Source organism: Palleronia pontilimi (assembly GCF_016412875.1).
In the GTDB taxonomy this organism is placed as follows: domain Bacteria; phylum Pseudomonadota; class Alphaproteobacteria; order Rhodobacterales; family Rhodobacteraceae; genus Palleronia; species Palleronia pontilimi.
Window position 1 is genome coordinate 154,766 of the sequence record NZ_JAEKPD010000007.1, and the last position, 20,677, is coordinate 175,442.

The window sequence follows — 20,677 nt, forward strand, 5'->3', positions numbered from 1 at the left end:
GTCACGGGCAGGGTCGAACGGACCCACGGGATTGTCATGAATGTTACAGCGACCCCGTATCACAGGGTCACTGGAGCGATCGCACCTCGATATCGCCGTGGACCCGCGCGCGCATGGCCTGGGCGGCCGCGTGGCAGCCCGCAAGCGTCGTGTAATAAGGGATTCTGTCCATCAGCGCGACGTTGCGCATGGACCGGCTATCTTCCACGGCCTGCGCACCTTCGGTGGTGTTCATGACCAGCGAGATTCCGCCGTCCTTCATCACGTCGACGATGGTGCGACCGCCCTCATAGACCTTGTTGACCACGTTCGACGCGATCCCGGCCTCCTTCAGGAAGGCCGCGGTGCCGCGCGTGGCGGTGATCGTCAGGCCCAGGTCGGTCAGGATGCGGGCGGTGTCCAGAAGCTGGTCGGTCTTGTCGGCCTCCTTGATCGACAGGAAGGCGCAGCCGTCGGTGGGCAGGTGCACGCCCGCGCCCATCTGCGCCTTCAGGAAGGCGGTGGGGAAGTCGCGGTCCCAGCCCATCACCTCGCCGGTCGAGCGCATTTCGGGGCCGAGCAGCGTGTCGACGCCGGGGAAGCGCGCGAAGGGCAGCACCGATTCCTTGACCGAGAACCACGGCATCGCCGGGTTGGCCAGGGTCAGCGGATCGGCGATGGGCACGGTTTCGCCCGGGCCCGTACCATCGGGGTAGGGGTCGCGGTGCGGGAAATCGCTGAGCTTTTCGCCCGCCATCAGCCGCGCCGCGATGGACGCGATAGCTGAGTCAGTGGCCTTGGCGACGAAGGGCACGGTGCGCGACGCGCGGGGGTTCACTTCCAGCACGAAGATCTCGCCGTCCTTGATGGCGAATTGCACGTTCATCAGGCCCACGACGCCCAGTTTCAGGGCCATGGCCTTGGTCTGGCGCTCCATCTCGGCGATGGTCTCGGCCGCCAGCGTGTAGGGCGGCAGCGAGCACGCGCTGTCGCCGGAATGCACGCCCGCCTCTTCGATATGCTGCATGACGCCTGCCACGTGGACGTCCGTGCCGTCGCTCAGGCAATCCACGTCCACCTCGACCGCGCCGGTCAGGTAGCTGTCCAGCAGCACCGGGTTCTTGCCCGACACGTTCACCGCGTCGCGGATGTAGCGGGCCAGGTGGTCGTCGTCGCGCACGATTTCCATGGCGCGGCCGCCCAGCACGTAGGACGGGCGGATCACCAGCGGATAGCCCACCTGGGCCGCGATGGCCTTCGCTTCCTCGTCCGAGCGGGCCAGCCCGTTGGTCGGCTGGCGCAGCCCGAGCTCGTGCAGCATGGCCTGGAACCGCTCGCGGTCCTCGGCCAGGTCGATGGCGTCGGGCGACGTGCCGAGGATCGGGATATTCGCGTCCTGCAAGGCATTGGCCAGCTTCAGCGGGGTCTGGCCGCCGAACTGCACGATGACGCCGTGCAGCGTGCCATTGTCCTGTTCGACGCGCAGGATTTCCATGACGTGCTCAAAGGTCAGCGGCTCGAAATAAAGCCGGTCCGAGGTGTCGTAATCGGTGCTGACCGTCTCGGGGTTGCAGTTGACCATGATCGTCTCGTAGCCCGCGTCGGTCAGCGCGAAACAGGCGTGACAGCAGCAATAGTCGAACTCAATCCCCTGGCCGATCCGGTTGGGGCCACCGCCCAGGATCACGACCTTCTTGGCGTCGGTGGGGCGCGATTCGCATTCCACGTCGCCCATGACGGGATGCTCGTAGGTCGAATACATGTAGGGCGTCTGCGCCTCGAACTCGGCGGCGCAGGTGTCGATGCGCTTGAAGACGGCGTGGACGCCCAGGTTGCGGCGCGCGCGGCGGACGTTTTCCTCGTCGCGGCCCGTCAGCGTGGCCAGCCGCGCGTCGGTGAAGCCCATCATCTTCAGCGCGCGCAGACCGTCCTCGTCCGTGGGCAGCCCACCGGCCTTCACCCGCGCCTCGGTGTCGACGATCTCGCGGATGCGGGCCAGGAACCACGGATCGAAATGGGTCACGGCATTGATGTCGTCGTCGGGCAGGCCGTGGCGCATGGCCTGGGCGATGACGCGGATGCGGTCGGGGGTCTGCTGGCTGAGCGCCGCCATGATCGACGCGCGGTCGGGCGCGCCGTCGATATGGATGTCATCGAGGCCGGTCAGCCCCGATTCCATGGACGCCAGCGCCTTTTGCAGCGATTCGTGGAAGCTGCGGCCGATGGCCATGGCCTCGCCCACGGATTTCATGGCGGTGGTCAGGTCGGGGGTCGCGCCGGGGAATTTCTCGAACGCGAATTTCGGGATCTTGGTGACCACGTAGTCGATGCTCGGCTCGAAGGACGCGGGCGTCACGCCGGTGATGTCGTTGTCGAGCTCGTCCAGCAGGTAGCCCACGGCCAGCTTGGCGGCGATCTTGGCGATGGGAAACCCGGTGGCCTTGGACGCCAGCGCCGACGAGCGCGACACCCGCGGGTTCATCTCGATCACCACCATGCGGCCGTCGGCGGGGTTCACGGCCCATTGCACGTTGGATCCGCCCGTCTCGACCCCGATTTCGCGCAGCACGGCGATGCTGGCCGAGCGCATCATCTGGTATTCCTTGTCCGTCAGCGTCAGCGCCGGGGCCACGGTGATGCTGTCGCCGGTATGCACGCCCATGGGGTCGATGTTTTCGATGGCGCAGACGATGATGGCGTTGTCGGCGCGGTCGCGCACGACTTCCATCTCGAATTCCTTCCAGCCCAGCAGCGACTCGTCGATCAGGATCTGGCTGACCGGCGACGCGTCCAGACCGCCCTTGCAGATCCGCGCGTAGTCGTCGCGGTTATAGGCCACGCCGCCGCCGGTGCCGCCCAGCGTGAAGGCGGGGCGGATGATCGCGGGCAGGCCCACGTGTTCCAGCGCGGCCATGCATTCGTCCATGGTGTTGGCGATGGTGGCTTTCGGGTTTTCCAGCCCCAGCCGGTCCATCGCCTCGCGGAAGAGCTTGCGGTCCTCGGCCATCTGGATCGCCTCGCGGCGCGCGCCGATCATCTCGACCCCGTGCTCGGCCAGCACGCCCATTTCCTCCAGCGCCAGGGCGGTGTTCAGCCCGGTCTGCCCGCCCATGGTGGGCAGCAGCGCGTCGGGCTTTTCCTTGGCGATGATCTTGGCGACGATTTCGGGGGTGATCGGCTCGATATAGGTGGCGTCGGCCAGGCCCGGATCGGTCATGATCGTCGCCGGGTTCGAGTTCACCAGGATCACCCGGTAGCCTTCTTCGCGCAGCGCCTTGCAGGCTTGCGCGCCCGAGTAGTCGAATTCGCAGGCCTGCCCGATGACGATGGGCCCCGCGCCGATGATCATGATGGACTGGATATCGGTGCGTTTGGGCATGGCGCAGCTCCTCGGGCAAATCGTCCGGGGTTATAGCCATGGGCCGAAGGGGCGCAAGCGCTATCGGGGCTGGGCCGCGGGAAGACGGCGGCCGGTCGGGACGGGCCGCCAGAGACAGGCCAGCGCGAACAGGGTCATGGCCACCGCGCCGATGACGGACAGGTGGCGCAGGAGGGGCACGGCCAGCGCGTCGATCTGCAACAAACTCACCGAGAGCGGAGCGAACAACAGCAGCACCGGCGCGACGCCCCAACGCGGGATCAGAGCGGGCGCGAAGGCCAGCGCGGCCAGGAAGTGATAGCCCCAGGCCAGCGGCGCCAGCAGCGATACGCCCACCATCATCGCGGGCCAGAGCATCACGTCGCCGGGCCTTCGGCGGAACGCCAGCGCGGCGGCGGCCAGCACCGCTAGCAGCGCCGCCTTGCCAATTAATCCCCAGAGCGGAGGTTTCGCGGTGACGCCGATGCCGCCATTGGGGCCGATATGGCCGGGCGTAAGCACGGTCTCGACCATCTTTCCCGCCCCCAGCGCATGGGCGACGATGCCGTCCAGCGCGAAATTCAGCGGCAGCGTGATCGCGGTTTGCGATACGGCGGCGATCTGGCCCAGAAACGCCGCGTGCAGTGCGGGGCCGCCCAGCGCCAGCGACAGAAGGCCCAGCGCCCCGCCCGTCACGGCAAAGCTGCCAAGCGCGCGCCAGTCGCCCCGCGCCAGATAGGCGACCGTGAAGACCAGCGGATAGAGCTTCAGCGCCGTGGCCACCGCCAGCGCCGCGCCCGAGGCGGCCTGCCGTCCGGCGCCCAGCCGCTCGATGGCCAGCACCGTCAGGAACGCCACCCAGATCTGCGGCTGACCCACCGACAGAGCGATGGCGCCCGCATAGCTTAAATGGATGATCGCGAGGCCCGCGAAAAGAAACCCGGCCAGCGGCAGCACGCGGCCCGCGGCGCGCCAGGCAAGCCACACCATCGCCGCGATCAGCGCCACATGCACCGCGTGCATCGCGCCCGCGAAGGCCGTGAAGGACACGAGCGAAGTAAACGGGGCCAGCAGCGCGGCCCAGAGCGGCGGGTAGAGATAGGGATAGACCGGTCCGGCATAGCCCGCAGCGACCGCCATGGCGGTCCAGTCGGGCGGCGGGCGCAGGGTGAAAAGGTCGCCAGAGGCATAGACCAGCTCGGGCGCGCCATCGGCCAGCGCCGAGGCTGCCAGCCACAGCGCCAGCAGGTCGGCAGAGGTCGGCTGCATCATGGCCGCCTGCAAGCAAAGCCACGCCACCCCGGCGAGCAGGACGAGATGGACAAGGCGGCGGTCGCCGGGGGGCGCGGTCGGGCGTATCATGTTCTCGCCCCTTTCGCCCATCACCGTGTCCACTTCGTGGCCAAAGCGGTGCGGTTCGGGGGCAGAGTTGCCGGAACGGGCGCTCAGGCCGGGCAGAGATAGTCGCGGGTGATCGGCACCGCGTCCTTGCGGTGGCTCAGCTGCGCCTGGAAGACGGATTGCTGGCCGTGCAGGAACGTCAGTTCGGACGCGATCAGGTAGTAGCGCCACATCCGGCAGAACCGGTCGTCGTAAAGCGCGCGGGCGCGGTCGATGCCCGCGTTGAACCGCTCTTCCCAGTGGCGCAGGGTCTTGGCGTAGTGCAGCCGCCACACTTCCAGGTCGGTCAGCCCCAGGCCCTGCCGCTCGAACGCGGCTGCCATTTCCGACAGGGCGGGCACGTAGCCGCCCGGGAAGATGTACTTCGCGATCCAGGGCGACGTGGCGCCGGGCGGCTCGGTCCGACCGATCGTGTGGATCAGCGCGACGCCGTCGGGGCGCAGCATGTCGTGGACGCGGGCGAAATATTCGTCGTAATGGGGCACGCCCACGTGTTCGAACATGCCCACCGACACGATCCGGTCGAAGCTGCGGTCCAGCGCGCGGTAGTCGCGCAGCTCGATGGTCACGCGGTCCTCGAGGCCCGCGTCGCCGATGCGGGCCCGGGCATAGGCCGCCTGCTCTTCGGACAGGGTCACGCCGGTCACTTGCGCGCCGAAATCCTGCGCCAGCGTCAGCGCCATGCCGCCCCAGCCACAGCCGATATCCAGCACCTCCATCCCCGGCTCGAGCAGCAGCTTGCGCGCGATATGGGCCTTCTTCTGGGCCTGGGCCTGTTCCAGCGTGTCGTCGTCGGACTTGAAATAGGCGCAGCTGTATTGCCGGTCGTCGTCCAGGAACAGGCCGTAAAGCTCGGACGACAGGTCGTAATGATGCGCCACGTTGGCCTTGGCGCGGGCGGCCGGGTTCAGCTGGCCGATGGGGCGCAGCACGCGACGCACCTTGTTCTGCAGCCGGTGGGTCCAGACGTCGTGGCCATTCCAGACATTGCGCAGCCCCAGGTCCAGAAGCCCGCGCAGGTCGTCGCCCTCGATGGTCAGCCCGCCATCCATGTAGCCTTCGCCGAGCCCCATGTCGGGATTGACGACGATCCGGCGGGGCAGGCTGGGATCGGACAGGGTGACGGCGATCTCGGGCGTGCCGGACCCGGCGGTGAAGCGGTGCCCCGAGGGCAGCGTCACGTGCAGGGTTCCGTCGTGGAAAATGTCGCGCACCAGCTGTTCGAACATCCGATCCCACATGCGCTTGCCTCCGATGTCTGCCCGTCCTGCGGGCGCAGCCTTACCTTTACCTATAGGGTTAACGTGCTGGAAAATTGCGCGAAATCAAGGGGTGCCGCGCGGGGCCGCGGCGGATCGGCGGCCGGACCCCGGGGTTCGGGTTGACTTCCCGCTTGCGGGCGGGTCAATGCCGCAAACCGTTTCGACAAGAGTGAGGACGCCATGCACGCCTATCGCAGCCATACCTGTGCCGACCTGGGCAAGGCCAATGTGGGTGAGGACGTGCGCCTGGCGGGCTGGGTGCACCGGGTGCGCGACCATGGCGGCGTGCTGTTCGTCGACCTGCGCGACCATTACGGCATGACCCAGGTGATCTGCGATTCCGACAGCCCGGCTTTCGCCGACATGGAAAAGGTGCGCGCCGAATGGTGCATCCGCATCGACGGGACGGTGAAGGCGCGCGACCCCGAGCTGGTGAACCCCAAGATCCCCACCGGCGAGATCGAGGTCTTCGCCCGCGGGCTGGAAGTGTTGGGCAAGGCCGGCGAGTTGCCGCTGCCGGTCTTCGGCGAACAGGACTACCCCGAGGAAACGCGCCTGAAATACCGCTTCCTGGACCTGCGCAGGCAGGGCCTGCACGACAACATGATCCTGCGCTCGGACGTGGTGCGCGACCTGCGCGAGCGGATGTGGGCGCAGGGCTTCAACGAGTTCCAGACGCCGATCATCACCGCGTCGTCGCCCGAGGGCGCGCGCGACTTCTTGGTGCCGTCGCGCCTGCATCCGGGCCGGTTCTACGCGCTGCCCCAGGCGCCCCAGCAGTTCAAGCAGCTCATCATGGTGTCGGGCTTCGACAAGTATTTCCAGATCGCGCCCTGCTTCCGCGACGAAGACCCGCGCGCCGACCGCTCGCCCACCGATTTCTACCAGCTCGACATGGAGATGTCCTTCGTCGAGCAGGAAGACGTCTTCGCCACCATCGAGCCGGTCATCAAGGGCTGCTTCGAGCGGTTCGGCGGCGGCCACACGGTCGACCAGGTGTGGAAGCGGATCAGCTACCGCGACGCGGCTTTGTGGTACGGCACCGACAAGCCCGACCTGCGCAACCCGATCAAGATGCAGGTGGTCAGCGACCATTTCCGCGACTCGGGCTTCGCCATCTTCGCCAACCTGCTGAACAACGCGGGCACCGAGATCCGCGCCATCCCCGCGCCCGGCGGCGGGTCGCGCAAGTTCTGCGACCGGATGAACAAGTTCGCGCAGGAACAGGGGCTGCCCGGCATGGGCTATATCTTCTGGCGGGAAAAGCCTGAAAACGCTGAAAATCTTCGGAAAATTGAAGCATTGATGGAAGGCGGGAGCGATAACCTCGTACTAGAAGATGCGAAACTAGAAGCCGCAAAGACCCGCATTCTATCTGCGGTTGAGAATGGTGATATAGAAACGGCAAAATTCCTAAAGTCCGCCTTCTTCGGTCACCACGAGGCCGCCGGGCCGCTGGCCAAGAATATCGGCCCCGAACGGACCGAGGCGATCCGTCAGCAGCTGCACCTCGACGTGGGCGACGCGGCCTTCTTCCTGGGCGGCAAACCGGCGGATTTCGAAGGTGTTGCGGGCCGCGCCCGGGTGGTGATCGGCAACGAGCTGGGCCTGACCCAGAATGACCGCTTCGCCTTTTGCTGGGTCGTCGATTTCCCGATGTACGAGCGGGACGACGAGGGCCGCATCGACTTCTCGCACAACCCGTTTTCCATGCCGCAGGGCGGGATGGACGCGCTGGACGGCGATCCGCTCGACGTGCTGGGCTACCAGTACGACCTGGCCTGCAACGGCTACGAGCTGGTGTCGGGCGCGATCCGGAACCACCGCCCCGAGATCATGTTCAAGGCCTTCGAGATCGCGGGCTACGACGAGTCCGAGGTCCGCAAGCGCTTCGGCGGCATGGTCAACGCGTTCCAGTACGGCGCGCCGCCCCACGGGGGCTGCGCGGCGGGCATCGACCGCATGGTGATGCTGCTGGCCGACGAGCAGAACATCCGCGAAGTCATCATGTTCCCGATGAACCAGCAGGCGCAGGACCTGATGATGGACGCGCCGTCCGAAGCGACCCCCGCCCAGCTGCGCGACCTGCACCTGCGCGTCCTGCCGCCCGAACGCTGACGGCGCGCGGCGTTCCGCCACGGGGGCGGGACAGCTCTGGGCCGCGGCGCTCGGCGCGGCTAGACTGGGCGCCATCCGCTGAAGGACCCCGCCCGCGTGACGCCCGAGTTGAAGACCAGCATCGCCGCCATCCGGTTCGGCTACGGGCTTGGCCCCGACGCGCCGTCCGCGCCCGAAATCGCGTTGGCCCAGCTGACCGCACCCGACGGCATGGACGACGCCCACCCGGTGCCGCGCATGGACCTGGCGCTGGACCAGATGAACGCCCTGATCCGCGCCCGCAAGGGCGCAAAGAAGGGCGATGCCGCGGCTGAGGAGTCCGCGAAAGAGCACGAACGCGCGCTGAAGCGCCTGGGCAGGCAGGCGCGGACCGCCATCATCCTGCGCGCGCTGGACACGCCGCATCCGCTGCGCGAGCGGATGATCCATTTCTGGGCCGATCATTTCGCCATCCGCATCGGCAACGGCAACCTGACATCGACGCTGGGCGATTACGTTTATGGCGCGATCGGCCGCAACGTGGGTGGGCGCTTCGCGGACATGCTGAAGGTCGTCGCGCGCCATCCGCTGATGCTGAGCTACCTCGATCAGGTCAGCTCGGTCGGGCCGAACTCGCCCGTGGGGCAGAAACGCGGTGTCGGGCTGAACGAGAACTACGCGCGCGAGCTGCTGGAGCTGCACACGCTGGGCGTCGACGCGGCCTACACCCAGCGCGACGTGCGCCAGATGGCCGAATTGCTGGCGGGGATGCGCTTTTCGCCCGCCAAGGGGTTCTTCTACGATCCAAGACTGTCCGAGCCGGGCCCCGAAACCGTGCTCGGCCGAAGCTACGGCGCGGCGGGTCCGGGGAAGCTGGCCGAGGTCGACGCGGCGCTCGAGGATCTGGCCATCGCCCCCGACACTGCGCGCCACATGGCGCGCAAGCTGGCGGTGCATTTCGTCGGCGCCCCGGCCGATCCGGACCTCGTGGCGCATCTTGCGGGGATCTGGATGCGCAGCGGCGGCGATCTGCTGGCGGTGACGGCCGGGCTGCTCGACCACCCCGCGGCCGTCGCGCCGCCGGTGGGCAAGGTGAAGCCGCCCTTCGACTACATCATCTCGGCGCTGCGCGGGCTCGGCGTGGGCTCGGACCGGCTTCTGGCGATCAAGAACGGCCTGTCGCGGGTGGTCGAACGCCCCATGAGCGGCATGGGCCAGGTGCCGTTCCGCGCCGTCAGCCCCGCCGGACTGCCCGAAGATCCCGCCGCGTGGATCACCCCGCAAGGGCTGGCCACGCGTATCCGCTGGGCGATGGCGCAGCCGGGCCAGGTGCTGGACGCGCTGCCCGATCCGCGGGACTTCGTCGGTCGGGTCCTGGGGCCGATCGCGGATGACCGCCTGGTCTGGGCGGTTTCGGCGGCCGAGACGCGGGCGCAGGGGGTCGGCCTGGTGCTGGCCTCGCCCGCCTTCATTCGCAGGTAGGGGACTGGCATGGCTTCGACACGACGCGCGTTTCTGAAATCCGTCGCCTGCTCGGCGGCGGCGCATCCCTGGATGACATCGGTGTCGCTGGCCGCGGCACCCTGGGACGCGCGGCTGGTGGTGATCGTGCTGCGCGGCGCGATGGACGGGCTCGACATCGTGCGCCCGGTGGGCGATCCGGCCTATGCGGGCTTGCGCGCCGGGTTGATCGACAGGACCGGTCCGGGCCTTCCGCTGGACGGGTATTTCGAGCTGCATCCCTACCTGTCGGACCTGATGCCGCTCTGGCGCGCGGGTCAGCTGGGCTTCGCCCACGCGGTCAGCACCCCCTACCGCGACAAGCGCAGCCATTTCGACGGGCAGGACCTGCTGGAAGCGGGCAGCGCGGAGCCCGCGCCCGACGGCCGGGTGCGCGACGGGTGGTTGAACCGGCTCTTGCAGGTCAGCGCGGGCACCGAGGGCGAGACGGCATATGCCATCGGGCGGGACCAGTTGCGGATCCTGCGCGGATCCGCCGAGGTGGCCCAATGGTCGCCTGATGCCGCGCTCGATGTCTCGGCCCAGAGCCGCCTGCTGCTCGAGCACGTCTATCACGACGATCCGCTGTTTCGCGACACGGCGGATCAGGCCATCGCGCTGGCCGAGCTGGCGGCGACCGACATGGACAGCGCGCGGGGCCGCGCGGTGGCGGCGCGGCTGGGCGAGACGGGCGCGCGCCGGGTACAGGGCCTTGCGGCCTTCGCGGCCGAACGGCTCTATGGCGACACACGCATCGCGTCGTTTTCGGTGCCCGGCTGGGACAGCCATCGCAACCAGGACCGCGCCCTGGTGGGCACGCTCGGCCGTCTTGCGGACGTGATCCTGGTGCTGCGGGACGGATTGGGGCCGGTCTGGGACAAGACCTGCGTGCTGGCCATGACCGAGTTCGGGCGCACGGTGGCGCTGAACGGATCCTTCGGAACGGATCACGGCACCGGGGGCGCGATGCTGCTGGCGGGGGGCGCGGTCCGGGGCGGCAGGGTGCTGGGCGACTGGCCGGGCCTTGACGAGGCGGCGCTGTACGACCGGCGCGACCTGATGCCCACGCGGGACGTGCGCGCGCATGCGGCCTGGGCGATGCGGGGGCTCTTCGGGATCGAGCGCAGCGCGCTCGAACGGACCGTGTTTCCCGGCCTCGACATGGGGGCCGATCCGGGGGCGATTCTGTAGCACGCCTTTGCGCGGCGCGCGGCGGTCGGCTCAGGCCTTTAGCGCGCCCTTGCGGCGCGCGACGGTCGGATCAGGCGTAGATCAGGACCGTTCCGGCAAGCGACAGGGCCAGCGAAAAGACACCGACGCTCAGCATGGCGCGGTCCAGGAAGGGCGCGCTTTGTTCCATCTTCAGCACTTGGTCCACCAATCTGTCCATCATCGTCGTCATCCTTTCGTGGTCGCGAGGGCCTCGGGCTTCCGGGTCAAGATCGAACATCGCGGCGAATTGTGGCGGCGTCGGGGTGAGAATCGCGAAATGGTGCGGCAATTCCCCCGCAATCGGGTCCGATCCGGGGGGTGTCAGATCGCGATGGCGCTTTGGCTCAGGCGTTTCTGAACAAGGCCCGCCAGCGCCGCGCAGCCGCGCGCGTCGGTCAGCCCCTTGATCCGCAGCGCATCGGCGGCCGACAGCAGCTCGGCATCGCCGGTGCTGCGCGCCAGGTTGGACGTGAAGCTGATCGCGTAGCGCAGGGACTGGGTGTCGTCCTGGCTGTCCAGGAGGTCGCCGATCAGCGAATAGTCGTCGATCAGCGCGGCATCGCCCGCCTCGACGCTTTCGTCGCTGACACTGCGCAGGCCGCTGGGTTGCTTGTCGGCGGGCAGGCGGTTCAGGATCGCGGCGTGGAATTGCGCCACCGAACCGAAGGGCTTTTCCATGAAGTCATCCGCGCCCGCCTTCAGCGCCTCGGCCCGGTTGGAGGGATCGCCCGACAGCGCCATCAGCACCGGCACCCGCGGGATCGAGCCCGAGAGCTGCCGGATCAGGTCCAGCCCCGATCCGTCCGGCAGCCCCAGATCCACCAGGATCACGCTGGGGCGATAGGTCGACAGGTGGCGGGCGGCGGCGCGCAGGCTGTCGGCACGCCGGATCCGGGCCCCCCCGCGCAGGCACATGAGGCGCATGGTTTCGCCCGCGTAGCGGCTGTCTTCCACCACCAGGATCGTCTGCCCCAGAAGCGGGCGTTCGGCCGTGGGGCGGCGGGGAAACAGGAACTCATCAAGGATGTCGGTCATCGCATTCTCCGATTCGGCTGTCATAATTAAGATCGGTCGATCCTAAGGTAAGGTTAACGGCGTCGCTGTTGCGGCAATCGCGCCGGTTGCGGGCGCTGGCCGCACCGCTTATTCGGACGACGGTTTTCAACGACAAGGACGCGCCCCATGATCGGACGCCTCAACCACATCGCCATCGCCGTGCCCGACCTGGAGGCCGCCGCCGCGCAATACCGCGACACGCTGGGCGCCGATGTGGGCCCGCCCCAGGACGAGCCCGATCACGGCGTGACGGTGATCTTCATCACCCTGCCCAACACCAAGGTCGAGCTGCTCTATCCGCTGGGCGACAACTCTCCGATCCGCGGATTCCTGGACAAGAACCCGTCGGGCGGCATCCACCACATGTGCTACGAGGTCGACGACATCCTGGCCGCGCGCGACAAGCTGCAGGCCACGGGCGCGCGGGTGCTGGGCGACGGCAGCCCCAAGATCGGCGCCCATGGCAAGCCGGTCCTGTTCCTGCATCCCAAGGATTTCAACGGCTGCCTGATCGAGTTGGAAGAGGTATGAGCATCACCTCCGCCATCGTGCTGTTCGCCGTGATCTGGTTCATGGTGCTCTTCGTGCTGCTGCCCGTGGGGCTGAGCACCCAGGGCGACGAAGGCCGCGTCCTGAAGGGCACCCATGCGGGCAGCCCGGCGCGCACCGACATGTGGCGCAAGGCGCGGCAGGTCACCGTGATCTCGGTGGTGCTCTGGGCGCTGATCGCGGGCGTGATACAGTTCGGCGGAATCAGCGTGCGCGATATCGACTGGTTCCAGCGGATGGATCCGGTCCCGGCAGCCGGTGAAACAGATGGGTGAAGGTCGCCGCCCCCAGCACCGGCACCACTAGCCCCAAGAGCGGCACCACCAGCGGCACCGCCATCAGGCAGCCCGCCGCCCAGATCTTTCCCGCGTGGCGGCGGCGCATCTGGCGCGCGCCCTTGGGACCCAGGCGGCGCGCCGCGATCAGCTGGAAATACTCGCGCCCCAAAAGGTAGCCGTTCAGGGCGAAGAAGATCAGCGGCGCGAAGGGCGGAAACACCAGGTAAAGCACGAAGGCCGCCAGGTTCGCCCCCAGCAGGACGCCCAGGAATTTCAGCGCGTCCGTCGCGCCCTCGGACAGCGACAGGCGCGGGGCAGGGGCCAGCGCGGGGTAGTGCCGCGCCTCGACCGCGTCGGTCACGTCGTCCAGAAAGAGCCCCGTGAAGGCCGAGGCCGTGGGGATCATCAGGAAGCTCGACAGGAACAGCAGCAGCGGCACGGACGACCACGACACCACGTCGTCCACCCAGGTGATCGGCCCGATCCAGGGCAGGCTCAGCGTGTCGGGGATCAGCCACGCCACGCCCCAGAAGAAGGCCGCGATGAAGCCCGCCAGCAGCGCCAGGGTCAGCCCGACCCCCAGCAGCAGCACCCGCCGGAAGGCCGGATCGCCCATCTGGCCGATGGCGCGGGCGGCGTCGGCGACGACCCTCATGCGCTGATCCAGCTCACCTTGGCGTCCATGTCGGGGCGCGGGCGCTCGGGCGGGGCGCTGGTCTCGGTGCCCATGTGGATGAAGCCCGCGATCCATTCGCCGTCGGCCAGGCCCAGCCCGTCGCGCGCGAAGACCGGATCGTGCGACGCCCAGCCGCTCAGCCAGTTGGCGCCCCACCCGGCGGCAAGTGCCGCGTTCAGAAGCTGCAGGCAGACGGCACCCGCCGACAGCGCCTGCTCGCGCTCGGGCACCTTGGGCGACGGTGCGGGGCAGGCGATGACGGCGACCGCCAACATCGCATCCGCGTATTGCTTCACCTGCTTGGCGATTTCCTCTGGCGTCTTTTGCAGCGCCAGGCCACGGTCGGGCACCAGCTGCGCCAGGCGCATCAGCGCGGCCCCCTCCAGCACGAGCAGGCGCCAGGGCTCGAGCTTGCCGTGATCCGGGCTGCGCAAACCCGCCTGCAGGATCGGCTCCAGCGCCGCGCGGTCGGGCACCGGCAGACCCAGCGTCTTGGCGGGGCGCGAGCGGCGCGTCAGAAGGAAGTCGAGCGCGGCGGGGTTCGGGTCGGGCATCGGTGTCGTGTCCTCGGTCCTGGCGTCCCGGCTGCGGGGCGTGGGTATCATGTCGGGCCGCGCGTGGGGCGGGTCAAGCCCACCGACGCGCCTAGCCGTCCAGCGCCCGCCAGCCGATATCGCGGCGGAAGAAGCCGCCCGGCCAGTCGATGGCGTCGCACATGGCATAGGCCCGCGCGCGCGCCTGCTGCAGATCCTGGCCCCGCGCGGTCACGTTCAGCACGCGCCCGCCGCTGGCGACGAGCTTGCCGTCCCGCAAAGCCGTGCCCGCGTGGAACACCATCTGCGACGAGGTGCCGGTCAGCGCCTCGAGCCCGCCGATGGGCGTGCCCTTCTCGTAGCTGCCGGGATAGCCCTCGGCCGCCATCACCACCGTCAGCGCGTGATCGTCGGCCCAGTTCACGCGCGCCTCGGCCAGCCTGCCTTCGGCGCAGGCCTGCATCAGGTCCAGCGCCTGCGCACCCAGCCGCATCATCAGCACCTGCGCCTCGGGATCGCCGAACCGGGCGTTGAACTCCACCAGCCGTGGCTGGCCGTCCGCGATCATCAGCCCCGCGTAAAGCACCCCGCTGTAGGGCGTGCCGCGCCGGGCCAGCTCGTCGACGACGGGACGGATGATCCGGTCGAGCGCGCGCTCGGCCACCGCGTCCGTCATCACCGGCGCCGGGGAATAGGCCCCCATGCCGCCCGTGTTCGGACCGGTGTCGCCTTCGCCCACGCGCTTGTGGTCTTGCGCGGTGCCGATGGGCAGCACGTCCGTCCCGTCCACCAGAACGAAGAACGACGCCTCTTCGCCCTGCATGAACTCCTCGATCACCACCGACGCGCCCGCCGCGCCGAACTGGCCGCCCAGGATGTCGTCGATGGCGGCGTGGGCCGCGTCCACCGTCTCGGCCACGATGACGCCCTTGCCCGCGGCCAGCCCGTCGGCCTTCACGACGATGGGCGCGCCCTGGGCCGTCACGTAGTCGCGCGCAGCATCCGCATCGTCGAAGCGCGCCCAGGCGGCGGTGGGCGCGCCCGCCACGTCGCAGAGCTCCTTGGTGAAGGTCTTCGAGGTCTCGACCATGGCCGCGTCGGCATTGGGCCCGAAGACCGTCACGCCCGAAGCGCGCAGCAGGTCCGCCACGCCCTTGGCCAGCGGCGCCTCGGGCCCGATGATGACGAAATCGACGGCATTCTCGGCCACGAACCACGCCACCGTCTCGGCGTCCTCGATGTCGAGCTTGGCGACCTCGGCGATCCCGGCGATGCCCGCATTGCCCGGCGCCACGATCAGCCTGTCGCATTTGGGATTCTGCAGCGCCGCCCAGGCCAGCGCATGCTCGCGCCCGCCGCTGCCAAGGATCAGGATGTTCATCGCGCCGCCCCCCAAATCGCCGTCGCCGACCGAATACGCGCGCCACGCCGCGATTGGAAGCGCCTCGTCCCGGGCTTCATCTTTCCCCAAATACCTGGACCCCGTCGCGAGCGACCGGCGCAACCACCGGCAGGACTCGCGCGTTCGACCCCGAAACGGAGATCCCAGATGAAATACTACGTCAACACCGACGAGCGCGACGACGGCAGCCACGCCATGCATTCCGAGGCCTGCCAGTTCCTGCCCAACCCCGAGAACCGCAAGGCGCTGGGCGACTACGCCAATTGCGACACCGGGCTGAAGCACGCGCGCGAACAGTACGACAAGGTGACGCCCTGCCAGACCTGCTGCGCGGACTGCTCGGATTGAGCTTTTCGTGCCCCGGGCGCCCCGCTAGAACGGTCCCATGGACCTGATCGACGACCCGCAACCGGGCGAGAACGCGCACGAATACACCGTCTCGGAAATCTCGAGCGCGGTAAAGCGCGTGCTCGAAGGCGAATTCGGCCGCGTCCGGGTGCGTGGCGAGGTGGGGCGCGTCTTCGTCGCACGCTCGGGGCATCTCTACTTCGACATCAAGGACGACCGGAACGTGCTGGCCTCAGTCGCGTGGAAGGGGCAGGTCGCGTCACTCGCCACCAAGCCCGAAGAGGGGATGGAGGTCGTCGCCACCGGTCGGCTGACCACCTTCGGCTCGCAGTCGAAATACCAGCTGAACGTGGACGATCTGCGGCCCGCGGGCGTCGGCGCACTGATGGCGATGCTCGAGCAGCGCAAGAAGGCCCTGGCCGCCGAAGGGCTCTTCGACGAGTCGCGCAAGCGCCCGCTGCCCTTCCTACCAGACGTGATCGGCGTCGTCACCTCGCCCTCGGGGGCGGTGATCCGCGACATCCTGCACCGCCTGCGCGACCGCTTTCCGCGCAAGGTGCTGGTCTGGCCCGTGGCCGTGCAGGGCCGCGACTGCGCCCCCCAGGTCGCCCGCGCCATCGCCGGGTTCAATGCGCTCACCCCCGGCGGCCCGCTGCCGCGGCCCGACCTCATCATCGTGGCCCGCGGCGGCGGCTCGATCGAGGATCTGTGGGGCTTCAACGAGGAAGCCGTCACCCGCGCGGCGGCGGCCAGCGACATCCCCCTGATCTCGGCCGTGGGGCACGAAACCGACACCACGCTGATCGACTACGCCTCGGACAAGCGCGCGCCCACCCCCACCGCCGCCGCCGAGCTGGCGGTGCCGGTGCGGCTGGAACTGCAGGCCTGGCTCGACGGGCAGGGCGCCCGCCTGTCGCGCGGCCTGAGCCGGACGATAACCGACCGCCGCCAGCGCGTGGCCGACCTGGCCCGCGCCCTGCCGCGGCCCGAGACGCTGCTGTCGGCCGCGCGCCAACGGCTCGACCTGGCCGAGCACCGGCTCGACGCGGGCCTGCGCGGCACCGTGGCGCTGCGCCGCGCGCGCCTGTCGGAACTGTCGGGCGGGCTGCGCCCCGCGACCCTGCGCCAGGGGCTCGCCGACAAGCGCCGTCGCGCGGACCAGACCGCCGCGCGCCTGGGCCCGCTGCTGCGCCGCGCGGCCGCCCAGCGACGCGAGCGGCTGGACCAGCTGACGCGGCAACTGGCCCGTCTCGCCCCCACCCGTGACGCGGCACGGCAGCGCCGACACTTGGACGACCTGCAAACCCGCATGGCCCGCGCCACCCAGCGCCGCCTCGACACCGAGCGCCGCCGCTTGGGCACTCTCGACCGGCTGCATGCCAGCCTGGGCTACCAGGCGACGCTCGAACGGGGCTACGCGGTGGTCCGCGGCGACGGCGCCGTCGTCACCACCGCGAAATCCGCGAAGAAAGCCCGCGCCATCGAGATCGAGTTCCGCGATGGCCGCATGACACCCGGCGCCGCGCCCGATCCCAAACCCGCCCGCAAGAAGACCCCGCCCCCCGAACAGGGCACGCTTCTCTAGTCCTTCATCTTTTCACAAATATCCCGGGGAGCGCGAGGGGCAGCGCCCCTCGCTCCGCCGCTCAAACCCCCAGGGCCGGTCCCGGACATTTCAGCGGCTCGTCGCTGGCGCGGGTCTCATACAGGTCCGCTCCGGGCGGATCGTCGCCGAATCGCGCCCGCAATCCGCCGTCGTCCAGGAAGAACGTCCAGCATTGCGGGCCCGTGCCGTCGGTGTATTCGAAACAGATCTGGTCGCCCTGCGGATACCAGGTGCCTTCCTTGCACTCGTCGTCCAGGAACGACCAGCGGACTTCGCGGCCCGGATGGTATTCCTCGATCCCGTAGGACACGCCGCCCGACGCGTAATAAAGCGTCTTGCCCTCCACGTAGGCTTCGAATTCGGCCGCGGTCATGGGCGTTTCGGCCAGGGCGGGCGCGGCGCAGAGCAGCAGGGACAGGATCAAGTGTTTCATAGCACTCAGGATGCCACAGGGGCGCGCGCGATGCCAGTCGCCGTCAGGCCGCATCGGCCGATGCGCGCGCGGCCCAGGCCTGCGCGCGCCGGTCCATCATCCGCCGCCACAGCGGCGGCACGCAGGCCACGCAGGCCATCACCGGCAGCGAGCGGGGCAGGCGCGGCGCCACGTCCCGCGGTGGCAGCGTCAGTTGCGGGAACGGGCGCGCGGGATGGGCGTGGTGGTCGGAATGGCGCGGCGCGTGCAGCATCAGCGCGCCCGAATACCAATGCGGCGCGTTCCAGCTATGGGCCGAGCCCACCGGCGCATAGCGGCCCGGCGCGATCTCGGCGCGCTGCAGCCCGTAATGCTGGACGTAATCCGACATCAGCAATTGCAGCTGCGCGCAGGCGGCCAGCGCCAGGTAGACCAGCACCCCGCCGGGGCCCGCCACCCAGGCCGCCAGCGCGCAGAAGCCCAGCGCGCCGCCCACGTAGAAGATATAGGGATCGTGCCGCCACCAGCCCGCGCCGTGGCGCGCCTGCAGCATCCGCGCCTCGGCCCGTTGGCCCGCGACGAAGCCGCCGATCCAGGCGCGCGGCACGTAGGCGAAGAAGCTTTCGCCCAGCCTAGCCGTCGCGGGATCCTTCGGCGTCGCCACGTGGGTGTGGTGCACCTTCGGATGGGCCGAGGCGTGGTGGCCGTAAAGCACCGACACGAACAGCAGCTTGCCCAAGCTCCGCAACCCGCGCTGCGGCCTGTGGATCAGCTCGTGGGCGTTGGAATTGCCGACCTGCCCCAGCCAAAGCGCCGCGGCGGCGAACAGCAGCGCCCGGTCGGCGACGGGCGTGGTGGCGCGCGACAGGTGCCAGACCATGGCCGCCAGAAGCACCAGCTGTCCCACGCCCAGCACGACGGCCAGACCCGTGTCGGCGGGAAACTCGACACCCTCGTCGCTGTCCAAATCGGCCCCCAGCCGGTCCAGCAGTCGGACCACCAGCGTCATGCTCAGTAGCGCCAGCACCGGCCAGGCGCCCGACCAGATCACCCCGGCACAAAGACAGATCAGCGGCAGCAGCGTGGCCACCCAGAAGGCCGGTTTCGGACCCATCCGAACTCTCCCGGTTGCAAACCGCGCGACCATGCCACGAAAGGCCGGGCCGGGATAGTCCGCGCGACATCGTGGCCGCGCGGGATGATTTCGCCGACCCCCGCCTTTTGTGATCGCCCATGCGTCGCTTTTGGGTGGAGCGTGCAGCCCATGGCGCGCTATCCCTTGGGCCACGGCAGCAGAAAGGCGGCACCATGCTCGACAACAAGGACGGCGTCTGGAAACGCGGGCGGGGCAAGGGCCGGGTCACGCCGAAGGGGCGCCAGCTCGACGACGACGCCTGGTCGCAAGTGCGCGCGCTGCTGGGCGACCGGCCCCGCGACCGCGACATGCTGATCGAGTTCCTGCATCTCATCCAGGATGAATACGGCCACTTGAGCGCCGCGCACCTGCGCGCGCTGGGCGAAGAGATGAAGCTGCCCCAGGCCGAGCTGTGGGAGGTCGCGAGCTTCTACGCCCATTTCGACCTGGTGAAGGAAGGCGAGGCACCGCCGCCCGCGCTGACCGTGCGGGTCTGCGATTCGCTGGCCTGCGAGCTGGCCGGGGCGCAGGCGCTGAAACAGGCGCTGAAAGACGGGTTCGATCCGTCCGAGCTGCGCGTGCTGCGCGCGCCCTGCATGGGCCGCTGCGACACCGCCCCGGTGGTCGAGCTGGGCCACAACCACCTGGACTTCGCGACCCCCGAAATGGTGCGCGACGCCATCGCCACCGGCGACACCCATGTGCACATTCCCGACTATGAAGGGCTGGATGCCTACCGCCAAGACGGCGGTTACAGCACTTATGCGACATTGCGCGATAGCGGCGACTGGGAAGAGGTGCAGCAGAGCCTGCTCGATGCGGGCGTGCGCGGACTGGGCGGCGCGGGCTTTCCCACGGGCAAGAAATGGGGCTTCGTGCGCGCCAATGCGGGCCCGCGCCTGATGGCCGTCAACGCCGACGAGGGCGAGCCGGGCACCTTCAAGGACCGCGCGGTGATGGAGACCGCGCCGCACCTGATGTTCGAAGGCATGCTGATCGCCGCCTGGGCGGTCGAGGCCGAGCGGATCTACATCTATATGCGCGACGAATACCCGGCCTCGGTCGAGATCCTGCGCCGCGAGATCGCCGCGCTGGAAGACGCCGGCATCGTCGAGCCTGGCTACCTGGTCCTGCGCCGCGGCGCGGGCAGCTATATCTGCGGCGAAGAAAGCGCGATGATCGAATCGCTGGAAGGCAAGCGCGGCTATCCGCGCCACCGCCCGCCCTATGTCGCGCAAGTGGGCCTGTTCGGGCGGCCGACGCTCGTGAACAATGTCGAAACGCTCTACTGGGTCACCCGCGTGCTGCGCGAGGGCAAGAAGATCCTGACCGGCGTGGAAAAGAACGGCCGCAAGGGGCTGCGCAGCTATTCGGTGTCGGGCCGCGTCGCCAAGCCCGGCGTCCATGTCCTGCCCGCGGGATCGACGATCACCGACATCATCGCCGCGGCGGGCGGCATGGCCGAGGGCCATATATTCAAGGCCTACCAGCCGGGTGGCCCGTCCTCGGGCCTGCTGCCCGCGTCGATGGACGACATCCCCATGGATTTCGACTGCCTGCAGGAGCACGGCACCTTCATCGGCTCGGCCGCCGTGGTGGTGCTGTCGGACCAGGATAGCGCCCGCGCCGCCGCGCTGAACATGCTGCGCTTCTTCGAGGATGAAAGCTGCGGCCAGTGCACGCCGTGCCGCAACGGCTGCGAAAAGGCCGTCAAGCTGATGCAGGCGGATCGCTGGGACACCGAGCTTCTGGACGATCTGTGCACCGTGATGACCGACGCGTCGATCTGCGGGCTGGGGCAGGCGGCGCCGAACCCGATTCGGCTGGTGATGAAGCACTTCCCCGACGAGATCTGAGGCCCGCGCGGCTTTTC

Annotated in this window: 18 protein-coding genes; 8 read left to right on the forward strand and 10 right to left on the reverse strand. The window is 69.0% G+C overall.

All coding sequences use genetic code 11. The annotated features are described in order from the left end of the window. Positions 1-67 precede the first annotated feature (67 nt). From carB to ILP92_RS07940, 3 genes are all read right to left on the reverse strand, one after another. Positions 68-3,358 carry a carbamoyl-phosphate synthase large subunit gene (carB, locus tag ILP92_RS07930; protein ID WP_198915845.1) on the reverse strand — a complete coding sequence of 1,097 codons (3,291 nt, stop codon included), beginning with the start codon at positions 3,356-3,358 and terminating at the stop codon, positions 68-70. A gap of 60 nt (positions 3,359-3,418) precedes the next feature. Next, a complete protein-coding gene (locus ILP92_RS07935; RefSeq protein WP_198915846.1) occupies positions 3,419-4,699 on the reverse strand; it encodes a glycosyltransferase family 87 protein in 1,281 nt (426 codons plus the stop codon). Between the two features lie 83 nt (positions 4,700-4,782). Beyond that, positions 4,783-5,979 (reverse strand): SAM-dependent methyltransferase, encoded by a 1,197-nt coding sequence (locus tag ILP92_RS07940; RefSeq protein ID WP_198915847.1) that lies wholly within the window; start codon positions 5,977-5,979, stop codon positions 4,783-4,785. Positions 5,980-6,180: 201 nt separating this feature from the next. Between ILP92_RS07940 and aspS the strand changes: the two genes are divergently transcribed. The 3 genes from aspS (at position 6,181) to ILP92_RS07955 (ending at position 10,788) form a co-directional block, all read left to right on the forward strand. Further along, the gene (gene aspS, locus ILP92_RS07945; RefSeq protein WP_198915848.1) at positions 6,181-8,118 is read left to right on the forward strand and encodes an aspartate--tRNA ligase; all 1,938 of its coding nucleotides are present in this window, start codon (positions 6,181-6,183) and stop codon (positions 8,116-8,118) included. A 96-nt stretch (positions 8,119-8,214) separates the two neighbouring features. Further along, entirely contained in the window at positions 8,215-9,579 is a 1,365-nt protein-coding gene (locus ILP92_RS07950) for a DUF1800 domain-containing protein (RefSeq protein WP_198915849.1), read from the forward strand. Positions 9,580-9,588: 9 nt separating this feature from the next. Further along, a complete protein-coding gene (locus ILP92_RS07955) occupies positions 9,589-10,788 on the forward strand; it encodes a DUF1501 domain-containing protein (RefSeq protein ID WP_198915850.1) in 1,200 nt (399 codons plus the stop codon). Positions 10,789-10,858: 70 nt separating this feature from the next. Here ILP92_RS07955 and ILP92_RS18705 read toward each other — a convergent pair whose 3' ends face one another. After that, positions 10,859-10,990: a hypothetical protein gene (locus tag ILP92_RS18705; RefSeq protein WP_268968506.1), complete on the reverse strand. Its 132-nt coding sequence runs from the start codon at positions 10,988-10,990 to the stop codon at positions 10,859-10,861. Positions 10,991-11,130: 140 nt separating this feature from the next. Then, positions 11,131-11,844 carry a response regulator transcription factor gene (locus tag ILP92_RS07960; protein ID WP_198915851.1) on the reverse strand — a complete coding sequence of 238 codons (714 nt, stop codon included), beginning with the start codon at positions 11,842-11,844 and terminating at the stop codon, positions 11,131-11,133. A 147-nt stretch (positions 11,845-11,991) separates the two neighbouring features. Between ILP92_RS07960 and mce the strand changes: the two genes are divergently transcribed. Together mce and ILP92_RS07970 are read left to right on the forward strand one after the other, a co-directional pair. Then, on the forward strand, positions 11,992-12,396 hold the full coding sequence (gene mce, locus ILP92_RS07965) for a methylmalonyl-CoA epimerase (protein ID WP_198915852.1): 405 nt from the start codon (positions 11,992-11,994) through the stop codon (positions 12,394-12,396). Beyond that, positions 12,393-12,689, forward strand: coding sequence for a DUF1467 family protein (locus tag ILP92_RS07970; RefSeq protein WP_198915853.1), 297 nt, complete (start codon positions 12,393-12,395; stop codon positions 12,687-12,689). Before mce ends, ILP92_RS07970 begins: the two co-directional genes overlap by 4 nt. Here the strand turns inward: ILP92_RS07970 and ILP92_RS07975 are convergent. From ILP92_RS07975 to purD, 3 genes are all read right to left on the reverse strand, one after another. After that, positions 12,619-13,347, reverse strand: a complete 729-nt coding sequence (locus ILP92_RS07975) for an EI24 domain-containing protein (protein WP_198915854.1) — start codon at positions 13,345-13,347, stop codon at positions 12,619-12,621. The two genes, ILP92_RS07970 and ILP92_RS07975, sit on opposite strands and share 71 nt — an antisense overlap. After that, positions 13,344-13,922 (reverse strand): nitroreductase family protein, encoded by a 579-nt coding sequence (locus ILP92_RS07980; RefSeq protein WP_198916014.1) that lies wholly within the window; start codon positions 13,920-13,922, stop codon positions 13,344-13,346. Before ILP92_RS07980 ends, ILP92_RS07975 begins: the two co-directional genes overlap by 4 nt. 91 nt (positions 13,923-14,013) lie before the next feature. Beyond that, positions 14,014-15,282 carry a phosphoribosylamine--glycine ligase gene (purD, locus tag ILP92_RS07985; RefSeq protein ID WP_198915855.1) on the reverse strand — a complete coding sequence of 423 codons (1,269 nt, stop codon included), beginning with the start codon at positions 15,280-15,282 and terminating at the stop codon, positions 14,014-14,016. Between the two features lie 168 nt (positions 15,283-15,450). On the opposite strand from purD, the gene ILP92_RS07990 reads away from it, so the two are divergent. Both ILP92_RS07990 and xseA read left to right on the forward strand, forming a co-directional pair. Then, positions 15,451-15,651 carry a hypothetical protein gene (locus ILP92_RS07990; RefSeq protein ID WP_198915856.1) on the forward strand — a complete coding sequence of 67 codons (201 nt, stop codon included), beginning with the start codon at positions 15,451-15,453 and terminating at the stop codon, positions 15,649-15,651. Between the two features lie 37 nt (positions 15,652-15,688). Then, a complete protein-coding gene (gene xseA / locus ILP92_RS07995; protein ID WP_198915857.1) occupies positions 15,689-17,236 on the forward strand; it encodes an exodeoxyribonuclease VII large subunit in 1,548 nt (515 codons plus the stop codon). 61 nt (positions 17,237-17,297) lie between these two features. Here the strand turns inward: xseA and ILP92_RS08000 are convergent, their stop codons facing one another. Next, the gene (locus ILP92_RS08000) at positions 17,298-17,690 is read right to left on the reverse strand and encodes a hypothetical protein (protein ID WP_198915858.1); all 393 of its coding nucleotides are present in this window, start codon (positions 17,688-17,690) and stop codon (positions 17,298-17,300) included. Positions 17,691-17,733: 43 nt separating this feature from the next. Continuing rightward, entirely contained in the window at positions 17,734-18,783 is a 1,050-nt protein-coding gene (locus ILP92_RS08005; protein ID WP_198915859.1) for an alkane 1-monooxygenase, read from the reverse strand. 194 nt (positions 18,784-18,977) lie between these two features. Between ILP92_RS08005 and ILP92_RS08010 the strand changes: the two genes are divergently transcribed. Then, positions 18,978-20,660, forward strand: coding sequence for an NAD(P)H-dependent oxidoreductase subunit E (locus ILP92_RS08010; protein ID WP_198915860.1), 1,683 nt, complete (start codon positions 18,978-18,980; stop codon positions 20,658-20,660). The last annotated feature ends 17 nt before the right edge of the window (positions 20,661-20,677 follow it).